This window comes from Gordonia sp. VNK1 (assembly GCF_040049135.1).
Lineage (GTDB): Bacteria > Actinomycetota > Actinomycetes > Mycobacteriales > Mycobacteriaceae > Gordonia > Gordonia oleivorans.
The window spans coordinates 130,430-155,542 of the sequence record NZ_JBDZDJ010000008.1; the positions used below are offsets into that span (position 1 = coordinate 130,430).

The window sequence follows — 25,113 nt, forward strand, 5'->3', positions numbered from 1 at the left end:
GTCATTCGATGCGGTTGCCCTTCTCGTCCCAGTGCGCGGCGACCTTCTTGCTCGGCTGGACTCGTGGGGGTTCACCCGGCATCTTCGGATAGCTCGGCGGGTAGGGCATGTCACCGAGACCGTCCGCGTCGTCACGGTGCACCATCTCCAACAGCGACTCGAGACCTCGTCGGTGGTCGGCGATGTCGGCCATCGGATCACCGCGCCGCGCAACGAGATCCGGAACCGTGGACATGGTGCAGTCGTCGGGGTGAACCTCGGCGAGCTCGGCCCAGGTGACCGGTGTCGACACCCGGGCAGCGGCGCTGCGCCGGACCGAATAGGGCGAGGCCATGGTGCGGTCGCGGGCGTTCTGGTTGAAGTCGATGAAGATCCGTTGGCCGCGTTCCTCTTTCCACCACGAGGTGGTCACCCCGTCCGGATCTCGACGTTCCATCTCGCGGGCGATGGCGATCACGGCACGGCGGGTCGCGATGAAATCCCACTGCGGTTCGATCGGGACGAACACGTGAATACCTCGTCCCCCTGAGGTTTTCGGGAATCCGGTGTAGCCGAGCTCGTCGAGAAGCGGGGCGAGGATCTCGATGGCGACGCGTCGCACATCGTCGAAGTCGGTTCCGGGCTGCGGATCGAGATCGATGCGCAGTTGGTCGGGATGGTCGTTGTCTTCGTCGTGGGTGGGCCAGCTGTGGAAGGTGACGGTGCCCAGGTTGGCGCCCCAGACGATGTCGGCGGGGACGGTGGGGCGCAGGGCATCTCCGGTGCGGCCGGAGGGGAAGGTGATGTGCGTCGAGAGTACGTGCTCGGGACGTTTCTTGGCGATGTGCTTCTGGTAGATCTCGTCGCCCTCCACACCGTCGGGGAACCGTTGCAGGAAGGTCGGGCGGTCGCGGAGTGCGGTCATGATGGGGCCGTCGGCATCGTCACGCGGCAGTGCCATCGTGCGGTAGTAGCCGACGAGATCGCGCTTGCGGCCACCGTTCTCGCCGAGTTCCGGGAAGTAGATCTTGTCCGGGTTGCTCATTCGGACGGCGATGCCGTCGACGTCGAGTTCCTCAGCAGGCGATCGCGAAGCCACCTCAGTCCTCCCCTTCGAGCACGTCGTGCAGGTCGTAGGTCAACGGGACCTCGAGTTGGTCATAGCCGCAGCTCTCAGGGTCGCGGTCGGGGCGCCAGCGCAGGAACTTCACCGTGTGCCGGAAGCGCCCGTTCTCCATCTGATCGTAGGCGACCTCGGCGACGAGTTCGGGCCGGATCGGAATCCACTGCCCCGACTTCTCCGACCGCCAGCGGGTGGGTTCGCCGGCGGCGGGTTTGTCCGGGTCCAGCCGCATCGGCTCGAACATCTCCTGCAGTTCGATGCGCTTGGCGTCGGTGAAAGCGCTTGCGCCGCCGATCATCCTGGGTTGTCCATCGTGGTAGAGGCCCAATAGCATCGAACCGAGTCCGGTGCCGCTCTTGTGGATTCGATATCCGATGACCACGCAGTCGGCGGTGCGCTTGTGTTTGACCTTGATCATCTCGCGTTTGTTCTCGACGTAGCGCCCGGCCAGACGTTTGGCGACGACGCCGTCGAGTCCGGCCCCCTCGAACGCCGAAAACCACTCCTGCGCCCGGACCGGGCTTTCGGTGACGCGGCTGACGTGGAACCGGCGATCACGCCCACCCGGGCCGATCGCCTCGAGCAGTGTGTCGCGGCGGGTGGTGAAGGGTTCGGCGAGCACGCTGGTGGTGCCCAGTGCCAGCGCGTCGAAGCCGATGAAGATGGCCGGGGTGGTCTCGGACAGCATGGTGACCCGTGACGCGGCCGGGTGGATGCGTTGAGCCAGTGAGTCCCAGTCGAGGCGATGGGTGCCCTCGATCAGGGATGGCACCCCGATCTCGCCGTCGAGGACCACCTTGTCGGGCAGTTCGTCGCGGGCGGCATCGACGATCTCCGGAAAGTACCGCGCCAGATCCTTGCCGCCACGGGACCCGATGACCACCTCGTCGCCGTCCCGAAAGAGCAACGCGCGGAAACCATCCCACTTGGGCTCGTAGGACCATTCGGGTTGGTCGGCGGGTTGCGGGGGGATGCCGGTGGTGGCCTTGGCGAGCATCGGCGCGATGGGCGGGTTCACGGGAAGGTCCACGGGTCCATCGTCGCCCACTTGTAGCCTCGGGGGCAATGATCAACAATCCCGGCGATTCCGGTCCCCCTGCGCCGGCCTCGGTGACACCGGCGGGACGCTTCGCGCCGTCCCCGTCCGGCGAACTGCACGTCGGCAACCTGCGCACCGCAGTGCTGGCCTATCTGTTCGCGCGGACCACCGGGCGACGATTCCTGTTGCGGATGGAGAATCTGGACCGGACGGCCGTCGGCGCGGACGCAAGGCAGATCGCCGATCTGCGATCGCTGGGGGTCGACTGGGAGCCACCGGTGGTGTATCAGACCGATCGGCTGGGGCGGTATCGGGAGATCATCGACGGGTTACGCGCGGCCGGTCGCACCTTCGAGTGCTTCTGCACGCGGCGGGAGATCCTCGAGGCCCCGTCGGCACCGCACACCCCGCCCGGCGCCTACCCGGGCACGTGCCGACACCTCACACCGATCGAGCGTGACCGCAAGCGGGCCTCCGGTCGCCCGCCTGCCATCCGGATCATCGCCGATGTCCGCGAGTTCACGGTGACCGATGTCCTGCACGGCAACTACACGGGTGCGGTCGACGACTTCGTGATCCAGCGGGGCGACGGCGCACCCGCCTACAACCTGGCGGTGGTCGTCGATGACGCCGAGCAGGCCATCGATCAGGTCTGCCGGGGTGACGACCTGTTGTCGTCGGCACCCCGACAGGCGTATTTGGCAACCCTTCTCGGGCATGCGCCACCCACCTACGCGCACGTCCCGATGGTGCTCAACCGCGACGGTGTGCGGTTGAGTAAGCGTGACGGCGCGGTGACACTCGCGGATCTCGCCGCACGCGGCGTCGACGCCGCAACGGTTCTCGACCACATCGCGGCGTCCGCGGGTCTGGCCGAGGCGGGTGAGCACATCGACATCGCCACACTCGCAGAGCGATTCGACCCTGCAGTGCTACCACGGGAGCCGTGGATCCTGACCGCGGACGAGTGGGACTGAGCCGCCCCGTGCGACGCTCATCTCCTGCGGGGTCAGCCGGGTCAGCCGGGGTCAGTCGGCCGTTGCGAGCAACCTCGTCAGCACATCATCGATGGAGAGCACACCTGTGACCCGGCCCTCGTCGACGACCACCGCAATGTGATTGCGGTACTGACGCATACGACTCAACGCGTCGTACACCGGCAGGCCCGGATCGAGTTCGAGCACATCACGCATGAGGTCGCCGGCGGTGGCTCCGGCCGGCGCGTCGAGGCTGTCACGCACATGCACCACGCCACACACGCGATCTCCCTCGCGCACCAGCAGGCGCAGATGTCCGGTCTCACGACCACGGTCCTGGATCTGCCGGGTGTCGGCGCCGGCGCCGACACCACTGGGTTCGACGAACGTCGCCATGTCACCGACCGTGAGCGATGCGAGATCCAAAGCACTGGTGAGGTGTTCGCGGTAGCGCTCCTCGAGGGTTCCGACCATCGCCGAATGCTCGACGAGCTGCCGTAGGGTCTCCGGGTCTCCGCCACCGGCCACCTGGTCGACGGCGTCAACGCCCACCATCTTCAGCACACGGTTGGCCAACCGGTTGAGCACGACGATCACCGGTCGGGTGAACCACATGAACACACGCATCGGAATGGCCAACAGCACAGCAGATTTCTCCGGATGTGCGATCGCCCACGACTTCGGCGCCATCTCACCGACCACCAGATGCAAGAAGGTGACGATGATGAGCGCCAGGACGAAGCCGGCGACGTCGGCGATCCACAGGGGCGCGCCGAGTTGCTCGATCGCCGGGGTCAGCCAGTGATGCACGGCCGGTTTGGTCACCGCACCCAGTGCCAGGGTGCAGACGGTGATGCCCAACTGCGAACCGGCAAGCAGCACAGACAGTTCCGAAGCGCTGCGCAGTGCCGCCCGGGCGGAACGACTTTTCGACGCAGCGTCCTCCAGCCTGTGTCGGCGCGCCGCGATCAGCGCGAACTCGACGGCGACGAAGAACGCGCTCGCGGCGATCAACGCCAGTGTGACGGCGACGACAACCCACGGATTGCTCACCGCTCGTCCACCTTCTCGCTCATCTCCACCGTGACGAGCACCGACGACGGCACCCGATTGGCGACGGACACCACCGTCGCGGTGACGAGCGACTCCGACGCGGTGGCGTCGTCGGCCAGGACAAAGGGGTCGGGCTCCACGGGCAGCTCGATCGTGTCCCCTTCGGCGGGAAGCTCGCCCGCCGACGCGATGATCAGACCACTGAGGGTTTCGTAATCACCTTCCGGCAGTTCGTGTCCGAGCGCTCGGGAGACCTCGTCGAGGTGGGCGTCGCCACGGATCAGCCAACCGTCGTCGGTCTTCTCGATGGGTCCGGGGGCAAGCGGGTCGTGTTCGTCGTCGATCTCGCCGACCAGTTCCTCGGCCATGTCCTCGGCGGTGACGATGCCGGCGAAGCCGCCGTATTCGTCGATGACGACCGCCATTTCGTCGCGGGCCTCGGTGATCTGATCGAGGACACGAGGCAACGGCAGCGTGGCGGGCACGATCACGGCGTCGCGCACCAGATCAGCGGCGATACGTGCCGTCGGCGTCGGCGTGGCCGACCATTCCAGGACGTCACGCAGATGCACGACGCCCACGACGTCACCGGACTCGTTGTCGAGCACCGGATATCGGGTGTGTCCGGTGGCCATCTTGGTGCGCACCTCGCCGAGATCGAGATCCGCCGGCACAGAGTCGACACGCGGTCGCGGGACCATGGCGTGTTCGGCGGTGCGTTCGGGGAATTCCAGCACCCGATCGAGCAACTGTGACAGTTCCTCGGGTATCTCACCCGACTCGGCGGATTCGGCGACGATGTGTTCGAGGTCGCGCGGTGTGGCCGAGTGCTCGACGTCGTGCACGGGCTCGATGCGCAGGGCCTTCAGCAACAGATTCGACGCGGCGTCGAACAGCGTGATGACGGGTCCGAAGATCTTGAGGTAGGTACTCGTGGACCAGGCCAGGCGACGTGCCACCGGTTCCGGACGAGCGATCGCGAGGTTCTTCGGGAACAGCTCACCGAAGACCATCTGGATCACCGTGGAGAACAGCACCGCCAGCACCGTGCCGATGGCCACGCCGACGGTGACCGGGACGCCGACCTCGTCCAGGAGGTCGCCGAAGCCCGAACCGATGAGAGGTTCGGCAACGTAGCCGACGAGAAGGCCGGTCACCGTGATGCCCAGTTGCGCTCCGGACAACATGAACGACGTGCGGCGAGTCACCTTCAGGGCACGTTTTGCGGCGGCATCGCCGGCCTCCGCCCGCGCCTTCAGGCGTGACCGGTCGACGGCCATGTATGCGAATTCCTGGGCGACGAAGTAGCCGGTCAGAGCGGTGATCAAGAAGACCACCACGATGCCGATGAGGATTCCGAGCAAGGTCAGCAGCATGACGCCCCGCTCTCGGGGCCGGCGACCATGGCTCGGTCAGAAGAGTATGCCCCCGATTGGGGGCCGGATCGTCGGGGTTTCTTGCGTTTGCGCTGCGCGCGGGTCATCGCTTCTTTCGGTCGAGAGTGGACGCCACCGGGTTGAGTCGTCCGGCACCTGTCTCAGGATACGCAAACCGAACGGATCGTCAGGGCTCGGAGTTCCCGTCGAGCGCTGTCGGTGCGGTGGAGAGCGCCGTCAGCGCGATGGCGAGCGCTGTCGGTGCGGTTGAGAGCGCTGTCAGTGCGGTGGAGAGCGCTGTCAGTGCGGTGGCGAGCGCTGTCAGTGGTTGCGGGGCGAGCCCGCGTAGTAGCGGCCGAGGAAGTCGTCGCGGTACGCCGCGTAATCGCCGGACTCGATGGCGCGGCGGGCACCGTCGACCATCTCGACGATGAACGCGACATTGTGCAGGGTCGCCAGGGTTGCGGCCAGTCCCTCCTTGGCCTTGAAGAGATGATGCAGGTACGCGCGACTGTACTGCGTGGTGTAGTTGGTGATCTCGGGGTCGATCTGGCCGAAGTCCTTACGGAACCGTGAGTTGGTGATGTTCACCCGACCGTCACGGGTGTACACCGCACCATTGCGCGCGACACGGGTCGGCGAGACACAGTCGAAGGTGTCGGCACCGTTCTCGATGGCGGTGAAGATGTCATCGGGTTCGCTGATCCCGAGCAGGTGCTTGGGCGTGTCCTCGGGCAGTTCCTCGTTGACCCAGCCGACGATGGTGCCGAGGTTGTCCTTCTCCAGGGCGCCGCCGATCCCGAAGCCGCCGAAGCCTTTTCCACCCAATTCGCGGTCGATGCGGGACAGCTCGGTGAGGTCGCGCGCGGCCTTGCGTCGCAGATCCTCGTATTGAGCACCTTGGATGACACCCCACAGCGCCTGTTGCGGCCGGTGACTGCGTTCGGTGGACAGCCGATTGTGTTCGGCCAGACAGCGAATGGCCCACAATCGGGTGCGTTCCAGCGAATTCTCCTGATAGCCACGGGTGTTCATCAGGGTGGTGAGTTCGTCGAAGGCGAAGATGATGTCGGCGCCGAGCTGATGCTGGATCTGCATCGACACCTCGGGAGTGAACCGGTGGAACGAGCCGTCGAGGTGCGACTTGAACGTCACCCCGTCGTCGTCGACACGCGACAGGCGTTCCTTGCCCTCGGCGATCTTGTGGTCGTCCTGTTCTCCGGTCACGTCCATCGAGATGACCTTCTTGAACCCGGCACCCAGGGACATCACCTGGAATCCGCCGCTGTCGGTGTAGGTCGGACCACGCCAGTTCATGAAGGCGCCGAGTCCACCGGCCGCGTCGACGATGTCCGGCCCCGGTTGCAGGTACAGGTGGTAGGCGTTGGCCAGCACGGCCTGCGCGCCGAGCGCCTCGACCGACTCGGGCAGCACCGTCTTGACGGTCGCCTTGGTGCCGACCGGCACGAACGCGGGCGTGTGGATCTCGCCGTGCGGGGTCGAGATGACCCCGGTCCGGCCGAGCGTCCCGGGCAGTCGGGTGCCGACCCGGTAGGAATGCGAGCTCACGCCCAGCATCTTCCCAAGAGGACGGCCGGGTGCCCAAACCGGACGCCGTCGGTGCCCCGGGCCACGCCACCGATTCGCTACGGTGAAAACCATGTCGCATCCCATTCCTCGCCGGTCCCCCCGATTCATCACCGCCCGAATTGTCGTCACCGGATTGGCCGGGATCGCCGCCCTCTCACTCGCCGCGTGTGGCAGCGACGAGCAGTCCACCACGACGAGCACCGTCGCGTCCGAGCCCGACGTGACGACGCCGAGCACCAGCGTGCCGGTGGTCGCCGGCCCGAGCCCCCGGTCGCAGAGCCAATCGAGTTCGGCCGAAACATCGGCGGCCGTCGGCGGCACCCCGTGCGGTTCGGTGGCCGGCCCCGACGGTTCGCTGGACGTGGTGGTCCTCGCCGGCGACGTCGACTGCGACACCGCCAAGGAGATCGCGAACGAGTACAGCCCGAAGATCGCGACGGGTCGACAACAGCGGATCTCAGCGTGGACGTGCGGACCGTCGGAGGTCCGCGGTGTTCTCGCGGCGTGCCAGAACGGCGACAAGGTGATCGGTTTCATGCCGTAGGACCAGCCGCCACACTTGACCCTCACGCGACGTGAGGTCCGAAGGTGATGATGTGAGCGAAGGACACACCCCGGTAGGCCACGGTGAGCTGACCGTCGGCGCGACGGCCCGACTCGTCGGCGTGAGTGTGCGCACCCTGCATCACTACGACGAGATCACCCTGGTGGTTCCGTCGGGCCGCACGAGCGCGGGGTACCGCATCTACACCGACGCCGACATCGAACGTCTGCACCGCGTCCTCACCTACCGTGAACTGGGGTTTCCACTCGAGCAGATAGCGACCCTGCTCGACGATCCGACCGCCGACGCGCTGACGCATCTGCGTGCCCAGCGCGATCTGCTGAACGACCGTATCGCTGCACTACACCGAATGGTCGCGGCTGTGGAGGACATGATGAACGCGAAGAAGAGCGGAATCTCGCTGTCGGCGGCGGAGCAGGCGGAGATCTTCGGCGACGAGTGGCGCGGCGAGGAATATGCCGACGAGGCGCAGGAGCGTTGGGGCGACACCCCGCAATGGGAGCAGAGCCGCAAGCGCACCGCGAAGTTCACCAAGGCCGACTGGCAGCGCATCAAGGCCGAGACCGACGCCTTCGAGGCGCGACTGGCCGGGGCGATGCGCGCCGGGGTGGCACCCGGATCGTCCGAGGCGAACGCCCTCGCCGAGGAGCATCGCGCTTCCATCGAGAATTTCTACGACTGCGGATACGAGATGCAGGTGTGCCTGGCCGACATGTACGTCGCCGACCCGCGCTTCACCGAGCACTACGACGCCGTCGAGCCGGGATTGGCCGCCTATCTACGGGATGTCATCCGGGCCAACGCCGAGCAGCAGAGCTGACCGGCGGGGCGGAGCTGACCGGCGGGGCGGAGGTTGACCCGCCGGTCAAGCGCCCCCGACCCGCCGCCGAGCACTCTCATCCCGCCGTCCGCGCATCCTTCCCACCGTGGCGTCCCTTCAACTCGCTGGTCGAACCGCTCGAGGGCCCTCGATTTTTTTGTTGGTCGAGCCGACCGGAGCGCAAGCGAGGAACCGGCTCGAGAGCCCTCGATTTGTTGGTCGAGCCGACCGGAGCGCAAGCGAGGAACCGGCTCGAGAGCCCTCTATCCGCCGGTCGAGCCGGTGAGGAGCGCAAGCGACGAACCGCGTCGAGACCCAGTGACACAAGGCTGAAAACCCCACCACCCCAACCACATTCACTCATCCATACCCCGTGAATAGAAAATATTTGCGAGTCTCGTAGAGAGGGGCTATAATAGAACGCATACGCCACGACGGCACTTCTCGGGGGAGGTGACATCAGCATGACAGACACCACCGACACTCCTCCTGTGTCGCGACCACTGGCACTGATGCACCAGATCACCGCATTGCTCGACGAGCTGGCTGAGACTCCGATGACCTCCTGCTCGGACACCGAGGTGGTCGAGGTGGCGAAACTGTCCGAGCAGATCGCCATGCGGACCCACTTCCAAGGTGATCGGGCGATCGTGGAAATCTCGGATCGTGGTGTGCACCGCAAGGTCGGCAAACGCAGTCTGTCGAACTTTTTGAATTGGGATCTGCGGATCGCGCACCCCAGCATGCGCATCGCGCATATGAAGGCCACCGCCCGATTCCACGGGTTGACCGGGCAACCGGAGGAACCCAAGTTTCCGACGCTGTCGAAGGCGTATGAGCAAGGTCTGATCGGTCACCCTCACCTGTCGGCGGCGTTGGAAGCCCTGGACAACATCCCGAATGCGGTGCCGCACGATAAGAAAGTCGCCGCCGAAGCCACCCTCGGTGAGAAAGCCACCGAACACATCCCGGCGGATATCACCAAGATGGGTGCCCGGATCTTGGCGCACCTCGACCCGGACGGGCAGTTGGTGGAGGAGAAAGAACGCCAACAGCGTCGTAACCTGTGGATCAATCAGTCCCGGGTCGATGGGATGGCGAAACTCAACGGGCACCTGACCCCGGTCACCCGCGCCCTGTGGGACACCATGCTCGACGCCTGGGCGAAACCCGGGATGAACAACTTGTCCGATGCAGAATCCCCGACCGGCGCGATCGGAGACGCCGACCCCGACATGTTGGCCGCCGCGGTGAAACGTGATGACCGGTCCCAAGCCCAACGCAACCACGATGCGATGCACGTGTTGTTGGTGTCGGCGATGAAAGAAGGAGTGCTCGGCACAACGCATCGAGGTCTTCCGGTCGCATTGATCGCCAAAGCGTTCGTGACGGATCTGCTCGCGGGCGCCGGCTATGCCACCACCGCCTCAGGATCCACCATTCCCATTCCCGACCTGCTGACCGCGTTGGGTGACATCGACGATCCCAATGATCTGCAGCAGTATCTGGCGGTGTTCTCCGACGCCATCGACCTGCCCCTGTATTTGGGGCGGTCCCGCCGCCTGGCATCCACCGAGCAGCGGATCGCGTCGTTCTCCCGTACCGGTGGTGAGGTGTGCACCTTCCCTGGCTGCGGGCAACCCGCGTCCCGTTCGGAGATGCATCACGCCAACAAGGACTGGGCTGATGGTGGGAAAACCGACATCACCGACCTCGCTCCCGCGTGTGGGCCGCACAACCGGATCGTCGGACCCAACCCCGGGCAGTACACCACCGGCATCTATACCGACGGCCCACTGGCCGGACGGTGCTGGTGGCAACTCAACGCCGCACCCGGCATGCCGGCGAACCCGAAGGTCGTCAACGACCATCCCGACATCACCGCCCTGTACGAGCAGAAACTCGACCAGATCCGGGATGAGATCCACGGTGACCACAGCGTCAGCGATACCGATTGTGGTGTCGGCGCAACCGAACCCGCAGACACCGACGCGGTTGATGCCGACGTGGTCGATGTCCAGAGCGACAGTGACGCCCCGGCCGCCGACACCTCGCGCATCGACATCGCAGACAGCGTCGACCAGGACGACGACCACGATGCCGACATCCGCGATCAGCCCGAACCAGCCGTCGGCGAATACGACTCGGGCGCAGCCCAATCCGACCCTGCCGAACCCCGACCACCCGACCAGCCGGACGGGCCCGACGCCGCAGCCGATGAGCACTCCGCCGAACCCGGTGTCACCGACACCGGGAAGATAGGCCCGGTCATCTTCGACGGGGACGGTGTTCCGATCACCGAGAATCCCGACGATCCACACACCTCCGTCGGGCTGGATCGTGCCTCACGTACGCGGATCAACGTCCGCGACACGACCACCGAAGAACAAGCACGCGAGCACCGCATCCGTAGTGGCGGATTCCGTATCAGCCGCGTCAACCTCGAGCGTGAGCTTGATGAACTGGCCGCCATCGGCATGAACCCCCGCAACAGCCGGATCGAACGTGTCCTGGCCGCCCGGCTCCACCACCGGCTCGATACCTCCTGAGCCAGCCTCGCCCACCGGTACTGGCCTGGCCTCACGACCACAGAAACTGTTGTGCCGTGAGGAGTTCCAGCCTCGTCTAACGAGGCCTCGACACGGGCTTCGCTAGCGCTCCGCCCGGCTCGACCACCGGGACGGGACCTCGACCTCGATCTCGACAAGCTCAGCCCGGCGGACGCGACCTCCGTTTCGACGGAGCTCAACGCGGCGGCTGGCGCTTCGGTCGGCTCGACCGGCGCTGGGTGCTCGCCGCCGCTAACTCAGCGCGTCGGCCACCCGCTCGAGCGCGGCGACCCGGCTGCCCTTGACGAGCACGGCGTCACCGTCGCCGACGCCGTCGAGGGCGGCGACGGCCGCGTCGATCCCGGAGACGTGCTGCGCGGTGGTTCCGTACAGCGGTTCGTCGACGGCGATCACCTCGACACCGAGCGACTGCGCCTCCAGCGCGATGGCCTCGTGTTCGCCGGCCGAATCATCACCGAGTTCGGCCATCGTGCCGAGCACGGCGAACCGTCGACGCGCGTCGAGCGCGGCGAGCGACCGCAGCGCCGCCGACATCGACGTCGGATTGGCGTTGTAGGAATCGTTGAGCACGACGAGACCCGAGTCGGTGGTGATCAACTCCATCCGCAACCCCGACAGCGCCGCGCCGGCGAGACCGTCGGCCATCGCGTCCACCGGCACACCGAGCCCGCCGGCCGCGGCCGCCGCCGCAAGGGCGTTGGATACCTGATGCTCACCCCGCGCTCCAAGGTGCACGTCGGTCGACCCCCACGGCGTGTGCAGCCGGAACGAGGCGCGCAACTGCGCGTCGACGCTGATGTCGGTGGCCGACACGTCCGCCGACGGGGTCATGCCATAACTGAGGACCTTCGCCGAGGTCCGCGCCGCCATGGCGATGACGCTCTTGTGGTCGGCGTTGAGGACGGCGAGTCCGTCGGCGGGCAGGGATTCGACGAGTTCGCCCTTGGCGCGCGCGACCGCCTCGATGTTGCCGAACAACTCCAAGTGCACGCCCTCCACCCGGGTGACGATGCCGACGGTCGGCTGCGCGATCGAGCACAGGTAGGCGATGTGACCGATACCGCGCGCGCCCATCTCCGCGACCACCGCCTCGGTGTCGTCGGGCGCGTTGGCCAGGGTCAGCGGCAGACCGAGTTCGTTGTTGAACGACTTCTCGCTGGCCGCGGTGACGAAGGTGGTCGCCAGCAATCCGGCGAGCAGGTCCTTGGTGGAGGTCTTACCCACAGAACCGGTGACGCCGACGACCCGTTCGGGCAGGGTGCGGCGGACCAGTCGACCCACCGAGGCCAGCGCTGCGGCGGTGTCATCGCAGGTGACGGCGGTGGCGTCGACGCCTGCGCGGGGCGGTTCGGAGGTCAGGTAGGCGGTGGCACCGGCCGCGACGGCCGACTCGATGTAGTCGTGGCCATTGCGCTCGGCGACGATCGGGACGAACAGTTGCCCCGGCGACAGCGCCCGGGAATCGATTGCTGCGCCGTCGACGGTGATCGCGGGCCCGACCATCTGGCCGCCGACAGCGTCGGCGATCTCACTCACCTGCATGTGCACCCCTCAACGCTAGGACATCGGGCCCCGTATCGTGACACCCATGTCCTCTCCCCTGCTGCGTCTGGTGGTGCTCTACGGTGGTGCGTCCGCGGAGCATGACGTCTCCCGGGTCACCGCGGCCCATGTGATCGGTGCGGCCGATCCGGTGAAGTACGAGGTCGTGCCGATCGGAATCGCCAAGGACGGCACGTGGGTCCGCAACGACAAGGTGATCGCGTCGCTGAGCGATGGCACGCCGCTGCCGGGTGAACTGCAGATCGAGGGCACGACCGTCGAGCCGCTCACCGAGCTGCGGAGCCATTCCGACGCCGCCGTCACCGTCGTGCTGCCGCTGCTGCACGGCCCGCACGGCGAGGACGGCACCATCCAGGGCATGCTCGAATTGTTCGGTATGCCGTATGTCGGGGCGGGTGTGCTGGGTTCGGCGGTATGCATGGACAAGGCGATGGCCAAGGTCGTCGCCGCGCAGGCCGGCATCCCGCAGTGCCGGTGGATCGAATTCCGGGACGGGGTGGACGATTCACGGACCATCACCTTCCGCGCCATCGAGGAACTCGGACTGCCGGTGTTCGTCAAACCGGCCAACCTCGGGTCGTCTGTGGGCATCACCAAGGCCCACGACGCCGCCGAACTGGACACGGCGATCAATCTGGCGCTGCGCTACGACGATGTGGTGATCATCGAGGAGGCGGTGACCGGACGTGAGGTGGAGGTCGCGGTGCTGGGCAACGCGACGCCCGAGACGTCGGTGCCGGGCGAGATCCTGCCGGGCAGCGAATTCTATGACTACGAGGACAAATACGTCACCGGTGCGGCCCAGCTGGTGATCCCCGCGCCACTGCCGGAGGAGGCGGCCGCGGAGGTACGCGAGTTGGCCGCCCGGGTGTTCAGCGCGATGCGCTGCGCCGGGATGGCCCGGGTGGATTTCTTCTACGAGGAATCCGGTCGGGGCTGGCTCCTCAACGAGGTCAACACGATTCCGGGTTTCACTCCGGGCTCGATGTATCCGAAGCTGTGGGACGCCACCGGCCTGGCCTATCCCGACCTGATCGACCGCCTGGTCACCCTGGCGATCGATCTACACCGGCGGCGTTCGGGTTTCTCCACCGAACACTGATCCCCGGCCATCACGACATGCTCTCGCCGAGCGCCCTCGCCCGAAACACCCTGGCACCTCGGCGATTCGCCCGGTCGGTGACGTAGCATCGACGACGTGACCGGCACCGACGCGACAGCCCAGCCACCGTCGGTGCTGCGTGTACTGGTCTATTCCGACGATGCCGACACCCGCCGTCAGGTGATCAACGCGCTCGGCACCCGCCCCGATCCGGACCTGCCCGAGTTGAGTTTCCTCGAGGTCGCCACCGGGCCGATGGTGTTGGCGCAACTCGATGCCGGCAATGTCGACGTCGCCATCCTCGACGGCGAGGCGACGCCGGAGGGCGGGATGGGCATCGCCAAGCAGATGAGCGACGAATACGATCCGCGCCCACCGACGCTGCTGCTGATCGGGCGCACCGCCGACCGCTGGCTCGCCGACTGGTCACGCGCCGACGCCACCGCGTCGTTGCCGGTGGATCCGATCGAACTGCCGGCCACCCTCACGCAACTGTTGCGCGCCTCCGACAACCGCTGATTCGCCCCTGACCTGGGCATTGCCCACGCACGGTCGGGTCGGCTCGCAAAACTCCGTCAAACCTTCTCGACATCGGCGCCACCGCCGGTAAGGTTGTGGTGTAGCTCACATCAGCCCCAGCGCTGAGCACACGGAGGGTCCACCTGCCCATGAACGCGTACGTCCCGATTCTGGTTCTCGGGGCCATCGCTGTGGGTTTCGCGGTGTTCTCGGTGGTGATCGCCTCGGTGGTCGGCCCACGCCGGGCCAACCGCGCCAAACTTGATGCCTACGAATGCGGCATCGAGCCGATCGGCGGCGGGCAATCGGTCCTCACCGGGGTGAGACAGTCTGTTGTGCAACGTATTCCGGTGAAGTACTACCTCACCGCCATGCTCTTCATCATCTTCGACATTGAGATCGTCTTCCTGTATCCGTGGGCCGTCGCCTTCGACGCGCTCGGCTGGTTCGGGTTGGCGGCGATGGCGCTGTTCGTCGTGAACGTGTCGGTGGCCTACGCCTACGAGTGGCGCCGCGGCGGGCTGGGCTGGGATTGATGACCCGAATCCACCTGACGGACAGGGACATCGCACAGACGCGTGCGTTCCACATCGGCGTGAAGCACACAGGGATGGCACTGCGGTGCCAGATCCACGGGAGGTATCGGTAGCGAGCCTGGCACACCCCGTGCCGACCCGTCCGATGCGACGAGGAGGTGAAACGATGGGCCTCGAGGAGAGACTGCCCAGTGGTTTTCTACTGAGCACGGTCGAGGATCTCGCCGGATTCATGCGCAAGGGGTCGCTGTGGCCCGCCACCTTCGGTCTGGCGTGCTGCGCCATCGAGATGATGGCCACCACCTCGGGCCGATACGACCTCGCCCGCTTCGGCATGGAGGCCTTCCGCGCCTCGCCGCGCCAGGCCGATCTGATGATCGTCGCCGGTCGGGTCAGCCAGAAGATGGCCCCGGTGCTACGCCAGATCTACGACCAGATGACCGAACCCAAATGGGTTCTGGCGATGGGTGTTTGCGCATCGTCGGGCGGCATGTTCAACAACTACGCGATCGTGCAGGGCGTCGACCACGTGGTACCCGTCGACATCTACCTCCCGGGTTGCCCGCCACGACCGGAGATGCTGCTCAACGCCATTCTCGCGCTGCACGCCAAGATCGGCGAGATGCCTCTGGGCGTCAACCGTGAGGAGGCCATCTGGGCGGCCGAGCAGGCAGCGCTGCAGTCAACGCCGACAATCGACTTGAAGGGACTGCTGCGATGAGCGAGAAGCCCCCGTCGTCGCCGCCGCCGGCGTCCTGTCCGTCCTCGGTCGCGGGCCCGGCCGACGAGGTCATCGGTGTGCGTCACGGCCTGTTCGGGGTGCACGGCAGCGGCGACACGTCCGGCTACGGCGGATTGGTGCAGACGGTCACGCTGCCGGCGGCGCAGCGTCCGTACGGCGGATACTTCGACGAGGTCGTCGACGAGCTGGCGGCCGCACTCGAGAACTCCACCGGACCGGGTTACGACGCGGCCATCGAGAAGGTCGAGATCCATGCCGGCGAGATGACCCTCTACGTGGTGGCACGGCACCTCCCCGCGGTCGCGCTGACGCTGCGCAATCACGAATCCCTGCGCTTCGAATTGTGCTTGGGCGTCAACGGGGTTCACTATCCGCAAGACCATGGCCGGGAACTGCACGCGGTGTATCCGCTCGCCTCCATCACCCACAACCGCCGGCTGCGTCTGGAGGTCGCGGTACCCGACGCCGACCCGCACATCCCGTCCCTCACCGACATCTACCCCACCAACGACTGGCACGAACGCGAAACCTACGACTTCTTCGGCATCGTCTTCGACGGCCACCGCGCGCTGACCCGCATCGCGATGCCCGACGACTGGGACGGACATCCGCAGCGCAAGGACTACCCCCTGGGCGGAGTTCCGGTGGAGTACAAGGGCACACAGGTCGCACCGCCCGACCGACGGAGGTCGTACTCATGACCGATCTGGATCCCCGCCCGGGACGCACCACCCATCCCGAACGCTCCTACACCGTGTCCGGTCAGGACTGGGAGGAGATCGTCTCCGAGGTCGCCGCGCGTGCCGCGGCCCAACCCTCCCAGGAACGCATCGTCGTCAACATGGGACCCCAGCATCCGTCGACACACGGTGTGCTGCGTCTGATCCTCGAGATCGAGGGTGAGACCGTCACCGAGGCGCGCTGCGGAATCGGCTACCTGCACACCGGTATCGAGAAGAATCTGGAGTACCGCAACTGGATTCAGGGCGTCACCTTCGTGACCCGGATGGATTACCTGTCACCGTTCTTCAACGAGACCGCCTACTGCCTGGCCGTGGAGAAGCTCCTCGGCATCACCGACGACATTCCCGAGCGGGCGTCGGTGATCCGGGTGATGCTGATGGAACTCAACCGCATCTCCTCGCACCTGGTGGCCCTGGCCACCGGCGGCATGGAACTCGGTGCGGTCACCGCGATGTTCTCCGGATTCGGTATCCGCGAACAGATCCTGGACCTGTTCGAACTGATCACCGGCCTGCGGATGAATCACGCCTACATCCGACCGGGCGGTCTGGCCGCCGACCTCCCCGACGGGGCGGTCGAGCAGATCACCGAGACCGTCGACGCCATGCCCCCGCAACTCGAGTCGCTCTCGGACCTGTTGACCGACAACTACATCTGGAAGGCTCGCACCTGCGACGTCGGATACCTCGACCTCACCGGATGTATGGCGCTCGGCATCACCGGTCCGGTGCTGCGGTCGACCGGTCTGCCCCATGACGTCCGTAAGTCGCAACCCTACTGCGGATATGAGGACTACGACTTCGACGTCATCACCACCGACACCTGTGATTCGTACGGCCGCTACGTGATCCGGGTCCGGGAGATGAGCGAGTCGGTGCGGATCGTGCGGCAGTGCCTGGACCGGTTACGGCCCGGTCCGGTGATGGTGTCCGAGGCGGACATCGCCTGGCCCGCCGATCTCGCCCTCGGGCCCGACGGTCTGGGCAACTCCGCAGACCACATCGCCGAGATCATGGGCACCTCGATGGAGTCGTTGATCCATCACTTCAAACTCGTCACCGAGGGGATGCGGGTGCCGCCCGGCCAGTGCTACGTCGCGGTCGAGTCGCCGCGCGGGGAGCTCGGGGTGCACATGGTCTCCGACGGCGGAACCCGGCCGTACCGAGCGCATTTCCGCGATCCGTCGTTCACCAATCTGCAGGCGGTGGCCGCGATGTGTGAGGGAGGCATGGTGGCCGACGTGATCACCGCCGTGGCGAGTATCGATCCCGTGATGGGAGGGGTGGACCGATGAGTGAACCCGTCTTCGTCGAACTCGGTGTGGGCCCGGGTGAACCCGCCCGGGAACCGGCCGCGCACTGCCCGTCGACCCCCGCTCCGGCCATCGAATTCGGTGCGCCGGCGGAATATTCGTCCGAGGTCACCGACCGCCTGCGCACGCAGGCCACCGAGATCGTCGCCCGGTATCCGCGAGCGCGCTCGGCGTTGCTCCCGCTGCTGCACCTCGTGCAATCCGAGGACGGCCGGATCTCGCTCGCGGGCATCGGATTCTGCGCCGACGTCCTCGACCTCACCGAGGCCGAGGTCGCGGCGGTGGCGACGTTCTACTCGATGTTCCGCCGCACGCCGACCGGCGAGTACCTGATCGGGGTGTGCACCAACACCCTGTGCGGCGTCCTCGGCGGCGACGAGATCCTGGCGCGTCTGTGCGAACACCTCGGCATCGAACCCGGTGAGACCACCGCGGATTCGCGGATCACCGTCGAGCACATCGAATGCAACGCGGCGTGCGACCTCGCGCCGGTGGTCATGGCCAACTGGGAGTTCTTCGACCGGCAGACCCCGGAGTCGGCGATCGAGCTGGTCGAGGACCTGCGCGCCGGCGTCGAGGTGATGCCGAGTCGGGGAGACCGTGCGGTCGACGGATTCCGCGGGACGGCACGGACATTGGCCGGGGTCGGTGATGCGGCCTCATTCGAAGGCGACGAGACTCGCTCATCCACTGCCGATTCCGGCGATCAACCACGCGAGGACGAACCGTCCATCCCGCCGGTGCTGTCGCGGCACTGGTCCGAGACGGAATCGTGGACACTGCGAAACTATGAGCGGCACAACGGTTATCGCGGCCTGCGGGCGGCGTTGGAGATGGCGCCCGACGACGTCATCGCACTGGTCAAGGCGTCCGGCCTGCGGGGTCGCGGCGGTGCCGGATTCCCGGTGGGCATGAAGTGGTCGTTCATTCCGCAGACCTCCACCGACCGCACGCCCGATTCCGATGCGCCACCACACTATCTGGTGGTCAACGCCGACGAGTCCGAGCCCGGCACCTGCAAGGACATACCGCTGATGCTCGCCACACCTCACGCGTTGATCGAGGGTGCGATCATCGCGGCGTACGCGATCCGCGCCCGGCACGCCTTCATCTATCTGCGTGGTGAGGTAGTCGGAGTGTTGCGCCGCCTGCGTGCCGCAGTCGACGAGGCCTACGCCGCAGGGTATCTCGGGGGCAATGTCCTCGGTTCCGGTCTGGACGTCGACCTCATCGTGCATGCCGGTGCCGGCGCGTACATCTGTGGTGAGGAGACGGCGCTGCTCGACTCCCTCGAGGGCCGGCGCGGACAACCCCGCCTGCGGCCTCCGTTCCCGGCCGTTGCCGGCCTGTATGCCAGCCCGACGGTCGTCAACAACGTCGAGTCCATCGCCAGCGTCCCCGCGGTCCTGCGCAACGGGGTGGACTGGTTCCGCGAGATGGGTACCGAGAAATCACCGGGATTCACCCTGTACTCACTGTCCGGGCATGTGAACCGTCCCGGCCAGTACGAGGCCCCACTGGGAATCACGTTGCGGCAGTTGCTCGACCAGGCCGGCGGGGTGCGCGACGGTCATCGGCTCAAGTTCTGGACGCCGGGCGGATCGTCGACGCCGATGCTCACCGACGAGCACCTGGATGTCCCCCTCGACTACGAGGGGGTCGGCGCCGCCGGATCGATGCTGGGCACCAAGGCATTACAGATCTTCGACGAGACCACCTGCGTGGTCCGTGCCGTGCTGCGGTGGACCGAGTTCTACGCACACGAGTCGTGCGGTAAGTGCACCCCCTGCCGCGAAGGCACCTACTGGCTGGTGCAACAACTGCACGCCATCGAGTCCGGTGATCTGGACCTCGACGGGGTCACCGATGCCCTCGACGTCCTCGCCGACGTCACCAACAGCATCGTCGGAAAGTCGTTCTGCGCCCTCGGCGACGGTGCCGGCAGTCCGATCGTCTCCTCCCTGAAGTACTTCCGCGACGAATACATCGCGCATGCCCGCACTGGCACCGAGGGCGGATGCCCCTTCGACCCCGGTGCCGCAACGGTGTTCACCGATCACCGCATCCCTCACATCCCGGGAGTGAACCGATGACCGCGCTCTCCGATCGACCGACCGTCACCGAACCCCCGGATCTGGTGAGCGCCACCATCGACGGCACCGAGATCCGGGTGGCGCCGGGCACCCTGGTGATCCGCGCCGCCGAGCAGGCCGGCATCCAGATCCCCCGGTTCTGTGACCATCCGCTGCTCGCCCCGGTCGGCGCCTGCCGCCAATGCCTCGTCGAGGTCGAAGGCCAACGCAAACCCCTCGCGTCGTGTACCACCACCGTCACCGACGGTATGGAGATCCGCACCCAGTACGGGTCCGACGACGCCGCCCGCGCCCAACGCGGTGTGATGGAACTGCTGCTCATCAATCATCCCCTGGACTGCCCGATCTGTGACAAGGGCGGCGAATGCCCGCTGCAGAACCAGGCGATGACCGCCGGTCGGGCGCAGTCCCGTTTCACCGGGACCAAACGCACCTACGTCAAACCGCTCCCGCTGTCGTCGGCCATCCTGCTGGACCGGGAACGCTGCGTCCTGTGCGCGCGCTGCACCCGCTTCGCCGATCAGATCGCCGGGGACCCGCTGATCGCACTGGCCGATCGTGGTGCGCTGCAACAGGTCAGCGTCGTCAACACAGACGGTGAGGATGCCGGTTCCGGCGTCGCCTTCGATTCGTACTTCTCCGGCAACACCGTGCAGATCTGCCCGGTCGGCGCGTTGACCGGCACCGCCTACCGGTTCCGGGCCCGCCCCTTCGATCTCGTGTCGACGCCGAGCGCGTGTGAACACTGCGCGAGCGGATGCGCGCAGCGCGTCGATCATCGTCGCGGAAAGGTGTTGCGGCGCCTGGCCGCCGACGATCCCGAGGTCAACGAGGAGTGGAACTGCGACAAGGGCCGCTGGGCATTCGCCTACACCGCCACCCGGGACCGGTTGACGGCGCCGCTGGCCCGCGACCGGCACGGTGACCTCCGCGAGGTGCCATGGGCGCAGGCCCTGCGCATCGCCGCCGACGGTCTGCGTGCCGCCCGCGGCCGGGCCGGTGTCCTGACCGGCGGACGCCTGACGGCCGAGGACGCGTACGCCTATTCACGGTTCGCCCGAACCGTGCTGGACACCAACGACATCGACTTCCGCTCCCGTCCGCACAGCGCCGAGGAGACCGCCTTCCTCACCACCCACATCGCCTCACGAGCCGGCGACGTCACCTATCGCGACCTCGACGCCGCCCCCGCGGTGTTGCTCGTCGGATTCGAACCGGAGGAGGAGTCCCCCATCGTCTTCCTGCGGTTGCGACGCGCGGTCCGTGAGTCGCGGCAACGGGTGTATGCCGTGGCGGCGTGGCGTTCCCCCGGTGTCGCCAAGCTCGGCGGGACGCTGATCCCCACCCTGCCGGGCGGCGAGACCGAGGTGCTCGACTCCCCCGATACCGCTGCGTTGCTGAGTGATCCGGCGTCGGTGATCCTGGTCGGTGAGCGCACGGCGCAGTCGCCGGGGGCCCTGTCGGCGGCCGTGCGGTTGGCCGAACGCACCGGCGCCCGCCTGGCGTGGATTCCGCGGCGCGCCGGTGACCGCGGCGCCGTCGAGGTCGGTGCACTGCCCACCCTGCTGCCGGGTGGCCGCCCGGTGACCGATCCCATTGCTCGCCGGCATCTCTGCGATCTGTGGGAGCATCCGGTCCCCGAGACACCCGGGCGCGACGTCGGTGAGATCCTCGCGTCCGCCACCTCCGGCGACATCGATGCCCTCCTGATCGGCGGCGTCGACCCCGCCGATCTCCCCGACCCTCACTCGGCCGAAAGTGCCATCGACGCAGCAGGATTCGTGGTGAGCCTGGAGATCGCGCACTCGACGATCACCGAACGCGCCGACGTCGTGCTGCCCGTCGCGGCGGCCCCGGAGAAGGCCGGGATGTTCCTCGACTGGGAGGGACGGGCCCGTGCCTTCCCCGCCGCACTCGCCGACACCGGCCGCCTCCCCGATCATCGCGTTCTCGACGCCCTGGCCCAGTCCGCCGGCGTCGACCTCGGATGCCGCGAGATCGCCGACATCCGAGCACAATTGGCGCGGTTGGGACCGTGGACCGGACCACGACCGGAGCCCTCACCGGTGTCGGCTCCGTCACGCCCGGCCACCACCACCGGCGAGGCCGTACTCGCCACCTGGCATCAGCTCCTCGACCGCGGCCGACTGCAGGACGGCGAACCCCATCTCGCCGGGACCGCGCATCCGCCACTGGCCCGGATGTCGGCGGCCACCGCGGCATCCATCAACGCCCGCGACGGTGACCGGGTCACGATCGGCACCGACCGCGGCGTCATCATCCTCCCGCTGCACATCGTCGAGATGGTCGACGACGTGGTGTGGGTTCCGACCAACTCGGAGGGCTCGCAGGTGCCCTCGACACTCGGGGTGAGCGCGGGAGCGGTCGTTCACATCGGTATCGCCACCGGAGGTGACGCATGATCACCGCAGCCACCGACTACCCGACCCTCGCCGACTTCGGGCACGACCCGTGGTGGTTGGTGCTCATCAAAGCCGTCGCGGTGTTCGGCTTTCTGGTGGCCAATCCGCTCGTCGCGATCCTCGCCGAACGCAAGATCATGGCCCGCATGCAGGCCCGCATCGGCCCGAACCGGGTGGGGCCACGCGGCCTGCTGCAAAGCGCCGCCGACGGCGTCAAACTGGCCCTGAAGGAGGGCATCACCCCGTTCGGCGTCGACAAGGTCATCTACTTCCTCGCGCCGATCATCGCCGTCGTCCCGGCGATCCTGGCCTTCGCGGTGATCCCCTTCGGCCCGATGGTGTCGGTCGCCGGGCATCAGACGCCACTGCAGCTCACCGATCTCCCGGTCGCGGTGCTGTTCATCCTGGCGATGGCGTCGATCGGGGTGTACGGGATCGTGTTGGCCGGCTGGTCCTCCGGCTCCACCTACCCGCTGCTCGGTGGGCTCCGGTCGACGGCGCAGGTCATCTCCTACGAGATCGCGATGGGCCTGACGTTTGCCGCGGTGTTCCTCGACTCCGGCACCATGTCGACGTCGGGAATCGTTGCCGGACAGCACAACTACTGGTACGGACTGGTCCTGTTGCCGTCCTTCGTGATCTATGCGGTGTCGATGGTCGGCGAAACCAACCGCGCCCCTTTCGATCTGCCCGAGGCCGAGGGTGAACTCGTCGGCGGCTTCCACACCGAGTACTCGTCGCTGAAGTTCGCGATGTTCATGCTCGCCGAGTACATCAACATGGTCACCGTGTCGGCGTTGGCCACCACCCTGTTCCTCGGCGGCTGGCAGGCGCCGTGGCCGCTGAGCCTCTGGGACGGCGCCAATTCCGGCTGGTGGCCGATCCTCTGGTTCACCCTCAAGGTCTGGGTGTTCATGTTCGTGTTCATCTGGCTGCGCACCAGCCTGCCGCGCCTGCGTTACGACCAGTTCATGAACCTGGGCTGGAAGGTCCTGATCCCGGTGTCGCTGACCTGGGTGATGGTGGTGGCGCTGATCCGCGCGTCGTTCCCCGTCAACGCAACGGTCCCACGCGCACTGACCTCGGCGGCCGTCGGGTTCGTCCTGACCGTCGCGTTGTTCTGGGCGGTGCGCCAGGTGATCCGGCCCCGCACCACCGCGGCCGGACCAGCGGTACCGGAACGCGCCGCGGCCACCTCGAAACCGCCACCGTTCGACGCCATGGCCGGCGGATTCCCCGTCCCGCCGCTGCCCGGGCAAGTCCGCACAGCCACCGCCACTGAAACCCCCGCCACCGGGACGACCGCCAAGGAGACCACCGATGCCTGACTCGCGGAAGCCCCCCGACCTCCTGAAGCCGCTGAGCGGCATGGGTGTGACGTTCTCCGGGATGTTCGCGCCGACGGTCACCGAACAGTATCCCGAGGAGAGACGGCCCACCGCGCCGCGCTATCACGGTCGCCACCAACTCAATCGGCATCCCGACGGCCTGGAGAAGTGCGTCGGATGTGAACTGTGCGCGTGGGCGTGTCCGGCCGATGCGATCTTCGTCGAAGGTGCCGACAACACCGACGCGCAACGATTCTCGCCCGGCGAACGCTACGGCCGGGTCTATCAGATCAACTATCTGCGCTGCATCGGCTGCGGACTGTGCATCGAGGCCTGCCCCACCCGCGCACTCACCATGACCAACGAGTACGAACTCGCCGACGACAACCGGGCCGACCTCATCTACGAGAAGCATCAGCTGCTCGCGCCGCTGGCGCCGGGAACCGAACCGGCGCCGCACGATACGACCGCCGCAGTGGCGGACGGAACGGCACCCACCGAGGCCGACTACTACCAGGGACGCGTGGATCGCGCCGGGCACGTGATCCCCGCCGACGCCGAGGCCACCCGGTGACTCCGTCCGGTGTGGTGCTCGCCACCGTCCTCGCCGACGCGTCGCGCACCTCCACCGGTGAGGCGGTGCAGTTCTGGGTGCTGGCCGTCGTCGCGGTGGCCGGTGCGCTCGGCGTCGTCTTCGCCACCAAGGCGGTGTACTCGGCCCTGTTCCTCGCGACCACGATGATCGTGCTCGCCGTCTTCTACATCGCCCAGGGCGCACTGTTTCTCGGTGTTGTGCAGGTGGTGGTCTACACCGGCGCGGTGATGATGCTGTTCCTCTTCGTGCTGATGCTGATCGGGGTGGACTCGTCGGACTCGCTGGTGGAAACGCTGCGCGGGCAACGCATCGCGGCGGTCCTCCTCGGAATCGGTTTCGGCGCGTTGCTGTGTGGCGGCATCGGCACCGCCACCGTCGCGGCGACCTCCCCGACGCCGCTGCCCACCGGCAACAATGCGGTGGCCGCGATCGGCGAGCTGATCTTCATCCGCTATCTCTGGGCGTTCGAACTCACCGGGGCGCTGCTGATCACCGCGACCCTGGGCGCGATGGTCCTGGCGCATCGGGAGCGTTTCGGCCCCAAGCGATCCCAGCGGCAGATGTCGATCGACCGGTTCAAGAAGGGCATCGACCAGACCCCGCTACCCAGTCCCGGGGTCTATGCCCGGCACAACGCCGTCGACATCCCCGCCCGCCTTCCCGACGGCAGCGCGTCGGCGTTGTCGGTGAGTGCGACCCTGACGCCCCGGTCACCCGGCGACTCCCCGGCCGGCGAGGCCGCCGAGACGGATCGGGGTCGACGATGAACCCGGAGAACTACCTGTACCTCGCGGCACTGCTGTTCGCGATCGGCGCGGCCGGGGTGTTGTTGCGGCGCAACGCGATCGTCGTCTTCATGTGCGTCGAGTTGATGCTCAATGCCGCGAACCTCGCCTTCGTCAGTTTCGCCCGCATCCAGAACAATCTCGACGGTCAGGTCATCGCCTTCTTCACCATGGTGGTGGCCGCAGCGGAAGTGGTTGTGGGACTGGCCATCATCATGATGATCTTCCGGTCGCGGCGTAGTGCCTCGGTCGACGATGCGGCACTGCTGAGGAGATGAC

At 66.9% G+C, this 25,113-nt stretch carries 22 protein-coding genes; 16 read left to right on the forward strand and 6 right to left on the reverse strand.

Annotated features, from left to right (window positions below):
* Window position 1: 1 nt before the first annotated feature.
* Together ABLE94_RS12425 and ABLE94_RS12430 are read right to left on the reverse strand one after the other, a co-directional pair.
* A complete protein-coding gene (locus ABLE94_RS12425) occupies window positions 2-1,078 on the reverse strand; it encodes a DNA polymerase domain-containing protein (protein WP_348808882.1) in 1,077 nt (358 codons plus the stop codon).
* A 1-nt stretch (window position 1,079) separates the two neighbouring features.
* Window positions 1,080-2,132, reverse strand: coding sequence for an ATP-dependent DNA ligase (locus ABLE94_RS12430; protein WP_348808883.1), 1,053 nt, complete (start codon window positions 2,130-2,132; stop codon window positions 1,080-1,082).
* Window positions 2,133-2,167: 35 nt separating this feature from the next.
* On the opposite strand from ABLE94_RS12430, the gene gluQRS reads away from it, so the two are divergent.
* On the forward strand, window positions 2,168-3,118 hold the full coding sequence (gluQRS, locus tag ABLE94_RS12435) for a tRNA glutamyl-Q(34) synthetase GluQRS (protein WP_348808884.1): 951 nt from the start codon (window positions 2,168-2,170) through the stop codon (window positions 3,116-3,118).
* 51 nt (window positions 3,119-3,169) lie between these two features.
* On the opposite strand, the gene ABLE94_RS12440 is transcribed toward gluQRS, so the two are convergent.
* The 3 genes from ABLE94_RS12440 to tgt form a co-directional block, all read right to left on the reverse strand.
* Window positions 3,170-4,171 carry a hemolysin family protein gene (locus ABLE94_RS12440; protein WP_348808885.1) on the reverse strand — a complete coding sequence of 334 codons (1,002 nt, stop codon included), beginning with the start codon at window positions 4,169-4,171 and terminating at the stop codon, window positions 3,170-3,172.
* On the reverse strand, window positions 4,168-5,547 hold the full coding sequence (locus ABLE94_RS12445) for a hemolysin family protein (protein WP_348808886.1): 1,380 nt from the start codon (window positions 5,545-5,547) through the stop codon (window positions 4,168-4,170). Before ABLE94_RS12445 ends, ABLE94_RS12440 begins: the two co-directional genes overlap by 4 nt.
* Before the next feature lie 321 nt (window positions 5,548-5,868).
* The gene (tgt, locus tag ABLE94_RS12450) at window positions 5,869-7,116 is read right to left on the reverse strand and encodes a tRNA guanosine(34) transglycosylase Tgt (RefSeq protein ID WP_348808887.1); all 1,248 of its coding nucleotides are present in this window, start codon (window positions 7,114-7,116) and stop codon (window positions 5,869-5,871) included.
* Window positions 7,117-7,207: 91 nt separating this feature from the next.
* On the opposite strand from tgt, the gene ABLE94_RS12455 reads away from it, so the two are divergent.
* The 3 genes from ABLE94_RS12455 to ABLE94_RS12465 all read left to right on the forward strand — a co-directional run bounded on the left by ABLE94_RS12455 (window position 7,208) and on the right by ABLE94_RS12465 (window position 11,071).
* Window positions 7,208-7,681: a hypothetical protein gene (locus tag ABLE94_RS12455; RefSeq protein WP_348808888.1), complete on the forward strand. Its 474-nt coding sequence runs from the start codon at window positions 7,208-7,210 to the stop codon at window positions 7,679-7,681.
* A 52-nt stretch (window positions 7,682-7,733) separates the two neighbouring features.
* Window positions 7,734-8,522, forward strand: coding sequence for a MerR family transcriptional regulator (locus ABLE94_RS12460; RefSeq protein WP_348808889.1), 789 nt, complete (start codon window positions 7,734-7,736; stop codon window positions 8,520-8,522).
* 464 nt (window positions 8,523-8,986) lie between these two features.
* The gene (locus ABLE94_RS12465; RefSeq protein WP_348808890.1) at window positions 8,987-11,071 is read left to right on the forward strand and encodes an HNH endonuclease signature motif containing protein; all 2,085 of its coding nucleotides are present in this window, start codon (window positions 8,987-8,989) and stop codon (window positions 11,069-11,071) included.
* A gap of 252 nt (window positions 11,072-11,323) precedes the next feature.
* Here ABLE94_RS12465 and ABLE94_RS12470 read toward each other — a convergent pair whose 3' ends face one another.
* The gene (locus ABLE94_RS12470) at window positions 11,324-12,640 is read right to left on the reverse strand and encodes a UDP-N-acetylmuramoyl-tripeptide--D-alanyl-D-alanine ligase (protein WP_348808891.1); all 1,317 of its coding nucleotides are present in this window, start codon (window positions 12,638-12,640) and stop codon (window positions 11,324-11,326) included.
* Window positions 12,641-12,680: 40 nt separating this feature from the next.
* Here ABLE94_RS12470 and ABLE94_RS12475 point away from each other — a divergent pair, with 40 nt between their 5' ends.
* The 12 genes from ABLE94_RS12475 to nuoK all read left to right on the forward strand — a co-directional run bounded on the left by ABLE94_RS12475 (window position 12,681) and on the right by nuoK (window position 25,112).
* Window positions 12,681-13,757 carry a D-alanine--D-alanine ligase family protein gene (locus ABLE94_RS12475; RefSeq protein ID WP_348806292.1) on the forward strand — a complete coding sequence of 359 codons (1,077 nt, stop codon included), beginning with the start codon at window positions 12,681-12,683 and terminating at the stop codon, window positions 13,755-13,757.
* A 96-nt stretch (window positions 13,758-13,853) separates the two neighbouring features.
* Entirely contained in the window at window positions 13,854-14,276 is a 423-nt protein-coding gene (locus ABLE94_RS12480) for a DNA-binding transcriptional response regulator (protein WP_348806291.1), read from the forward strand.
* Between the two features lie 149 nt (window positions 14,277-14,425).
* Window positions 14,426-14,812, forward strand: coding sequence for an NADH-quinone oxidoreductase subunit A (locus tag ABLE94_RS12485; protein ID WP_348806289.1), 387 nt, complete (start codon window positions 14,426-14,428; stop codon window positions 14,810-14,812).
* A 166-nt stretch (window positions 14,813-14,978) separates the two neighbouring features.
* Window positions 14,979-15,533, forward strand: a complete 555-nt coding sequence (locus ABLE94_RS12490; RefSeq protein WP_348806288.1) for a NuoB/complex I 20 kDa subunit family protein — start codon at window positions 14,979-14,981, stop codon at window positions 15,531-15,533.
* A complete protein-coding gene (locus tag ABLE94_RS12495) occupies window positions 15,530-16,255 on the forward strand; it encodes an NADH-quinone oxidoreductase subunit C (RefSeq protein WP_348806287.1) in 726 nt (241 codons plus the stop codon). The genes ABLE94_RS12490 and ABLE94_RS12495 overlap by 4 nt, the downstream gene beginning before the upstream one ends.
* The gene (nuoD, locus tag ABLE94_RS12500; protein WP_348806286.1) at window positions 16,252-17,592 is read left to right on the forward strand and encodes an NADH dehydrogenase (quinone) subunit D; all 1,341 of its coding nucleotides are present in this window, start codon (window positions 16,252-16,254) and stop codon (window positions 17,590-17,592) included. Before ABLE94_RS12495 ends, nuoD begins: the two co-directional genes overlap by 4 nt.
* The gene (nuoF, locus tag ABLE94_RS12505; protein WP_348808892.1) at window positions 17,589-19,703 is read left to right on the forward strand and encodes an NADH-quinone oxidoreductase subunit NuoF; all 2,115 of its coding nucleotides are present in this window, start codon (window positions 17,589-17,591) and stop codon (window positions 19,701-19,703) included. Before nuoD ends, nuoF begins: the two co-directional genes overlap by 4 nt.
* On the forward strand, window positions 19,700-22,126 hold the full coding sequence (locus ABLE94_RS12510; RefSeq protein WP_348808893.1) for an NADH-quinone oxidoreductase subunit G: 2,427 nt from the start codon (window positions 19,700-19,702) through the stop codon (window positions 22,124-22,126). Before nuoF ends, ABLE94_RS12510 begins: the two co-directional genes overlap by 4 nt.
* Window positions 22,123-23,454: an NADH-quinone oxidoreductase subunit NuoH gene (nuoH, locus tag ABLE94_RS12515; protein ID WP_348806283.1), complete on the forward strand. Its 1,332-nt coding sequence runs from the start codon at window positions 22,123-22,125 to the stop codon at window positions 23,452-23,454. Before ABLE94_RS12510 ends, nuoH begins: the two co-directional genes overlap by 4 nt.
* Window positions 23,447-24,028 (forward strand): NADH-quinone oxidoreductase subunit NuoI, encoded by a 582-nt coding sequence (nuoI, locus tag ABLE94_RS12520; protein WP_348806281.1) that lies wholly within the window; start codon window positions 23,447-23,449, stop codon window positions 24,026-24,028. Before nuoH ends, nuoI begins: the two co-directional genes overlap by 8 nt.
* Window positions 24,025-24,816, forward strand: coding sequence for an NADH-quinone oxidoreductase subunit J (locus ABLE94_RS12525; RefSeq protein ID WP_348806280.1), 792 nt, complete (start codon window positions 24,025-24,027; stop codon window positions 24,814-24,816). Before nuoI ends, ABLE94_RS12525 begins: the two co-directional genes overlap by 4 nt.
* Window positions 24,813-25,112: an NADH-quinone oxidoreductase subunit NuoK gene (nuoK, locus tag ABLE94_RS12530; protein ID WP_348806279.1), complete on the forward strand. Its 300-nt coding sequence runs from the start codon at window positions 24,813-24,815 to the stop codon at window positions 25,110-25,112. Before ABLE94_RS12525 ends, nuoK begins: the two co-directional genes overlap by 4 nt.
* Window position 25,113: the final 1 nt, after the last annotated feature.

Excerpts from the sequence above, each read along its gene's own strand:
- gluQRS (WP_348808884.1), top strand. The coding sequence starts at position 2,168 with ATGATCAACAATCCCGGCGATTCCGGTCCCCCTGCGCCGGCCTCGGTG.
- ABLE94_RS12445 (WP_348808886.1), bottom strand. The coding sequence starts at position 5,547 with ATGCTGCTGACCTTGCTCGGAATCCTCATCGGCATCGTGGTGGTCTTC.
- ABLE94_RS12455 (WP_348808888.1), top strand. The coding sequence starts at position 7,208 with ATGTCGCATCCCATTCCTCGCCGGTCCCCCCGATTCATCACCGCCCGA.
- ABLE94_RS12465 (WP_348808890.1), top strand. The coding sequence starts at position 8,987 with ATGACAGACACCACCGACACTCCTCCTGTGTCGCGACCACTGGCACTG.
- ABLE94_RS12475 (WP_348806292.1), top strand. The coding sequence starts at position 12,681 with ATGTCCTCTCCCCTGCTGCGTCTGGTGGTGCTCTACGGTGGTGCGTCC.
- ABLE94_RS12485 (WP_348806289.1), top strand. The coding sequence starts at position 14,426 with ATGAACGCGTACGTCCCGATTCTGGTTCTCGGGGCCATCGCTGTGGGT.
- ABLE94_RS12490 (WP_348806288.1), top strand. The coding sequence starts at position 14,979 with ATGGGCCTCGAGGAGAGACTGCCCAGTGGTTTTCTACTGAGCACGGTC.
- ABLE94_RS12495 (WP_348806287.1), top strand. The coding sequence starts at position 15,530 with ATGAGCGAGAAGCCCCCGTCGTCGCCGCCGCCGGCGTCCTGTCCGTCC.
- nuoD (WP_348806286.1), top strand. The coding sequence starts at position 16,252 with ATGACCGATCTGGATCCCCGCCCGGGACGCACCACCCATCCCGAACGC.
- nuoF (WP_348808892.1), top strand. The coding sequence starts at position 17,589 with ATGAGTGAACCCGTCTTCGTCGAACTCGGTGTGGGCCCGGGTGAACCC.
- ABLE94_RS12510 (WP_348808893.1), top strand. The coding sequence starts at position 19,700 with ATGACCGCGCTCTCCGATCGACCGACCGTCACCGAACCCCCGGATCTG.
- nuoH (WP_348806283.1), top strand. The coding sequence starts at position 22,123 with ATGATCACCGCAGCCACCGACTACCCGACCCTCGCCGACTTCGGGCAC.
- nuoI (WP_348806281.1), top strand. The coding sequence starts at position 23,447 with ATGCCTGACTCGCGGAAGCCCCCCGACCTCCTGAAGCCGCTGAGCGGC.
- nuoK (WP_348806279.1), top strand. The coding sequence starts at position 24,813 with ATGAACCCGGAGAACTACCTGTACCTCGCGGCACTGCTGTTCGCGATC.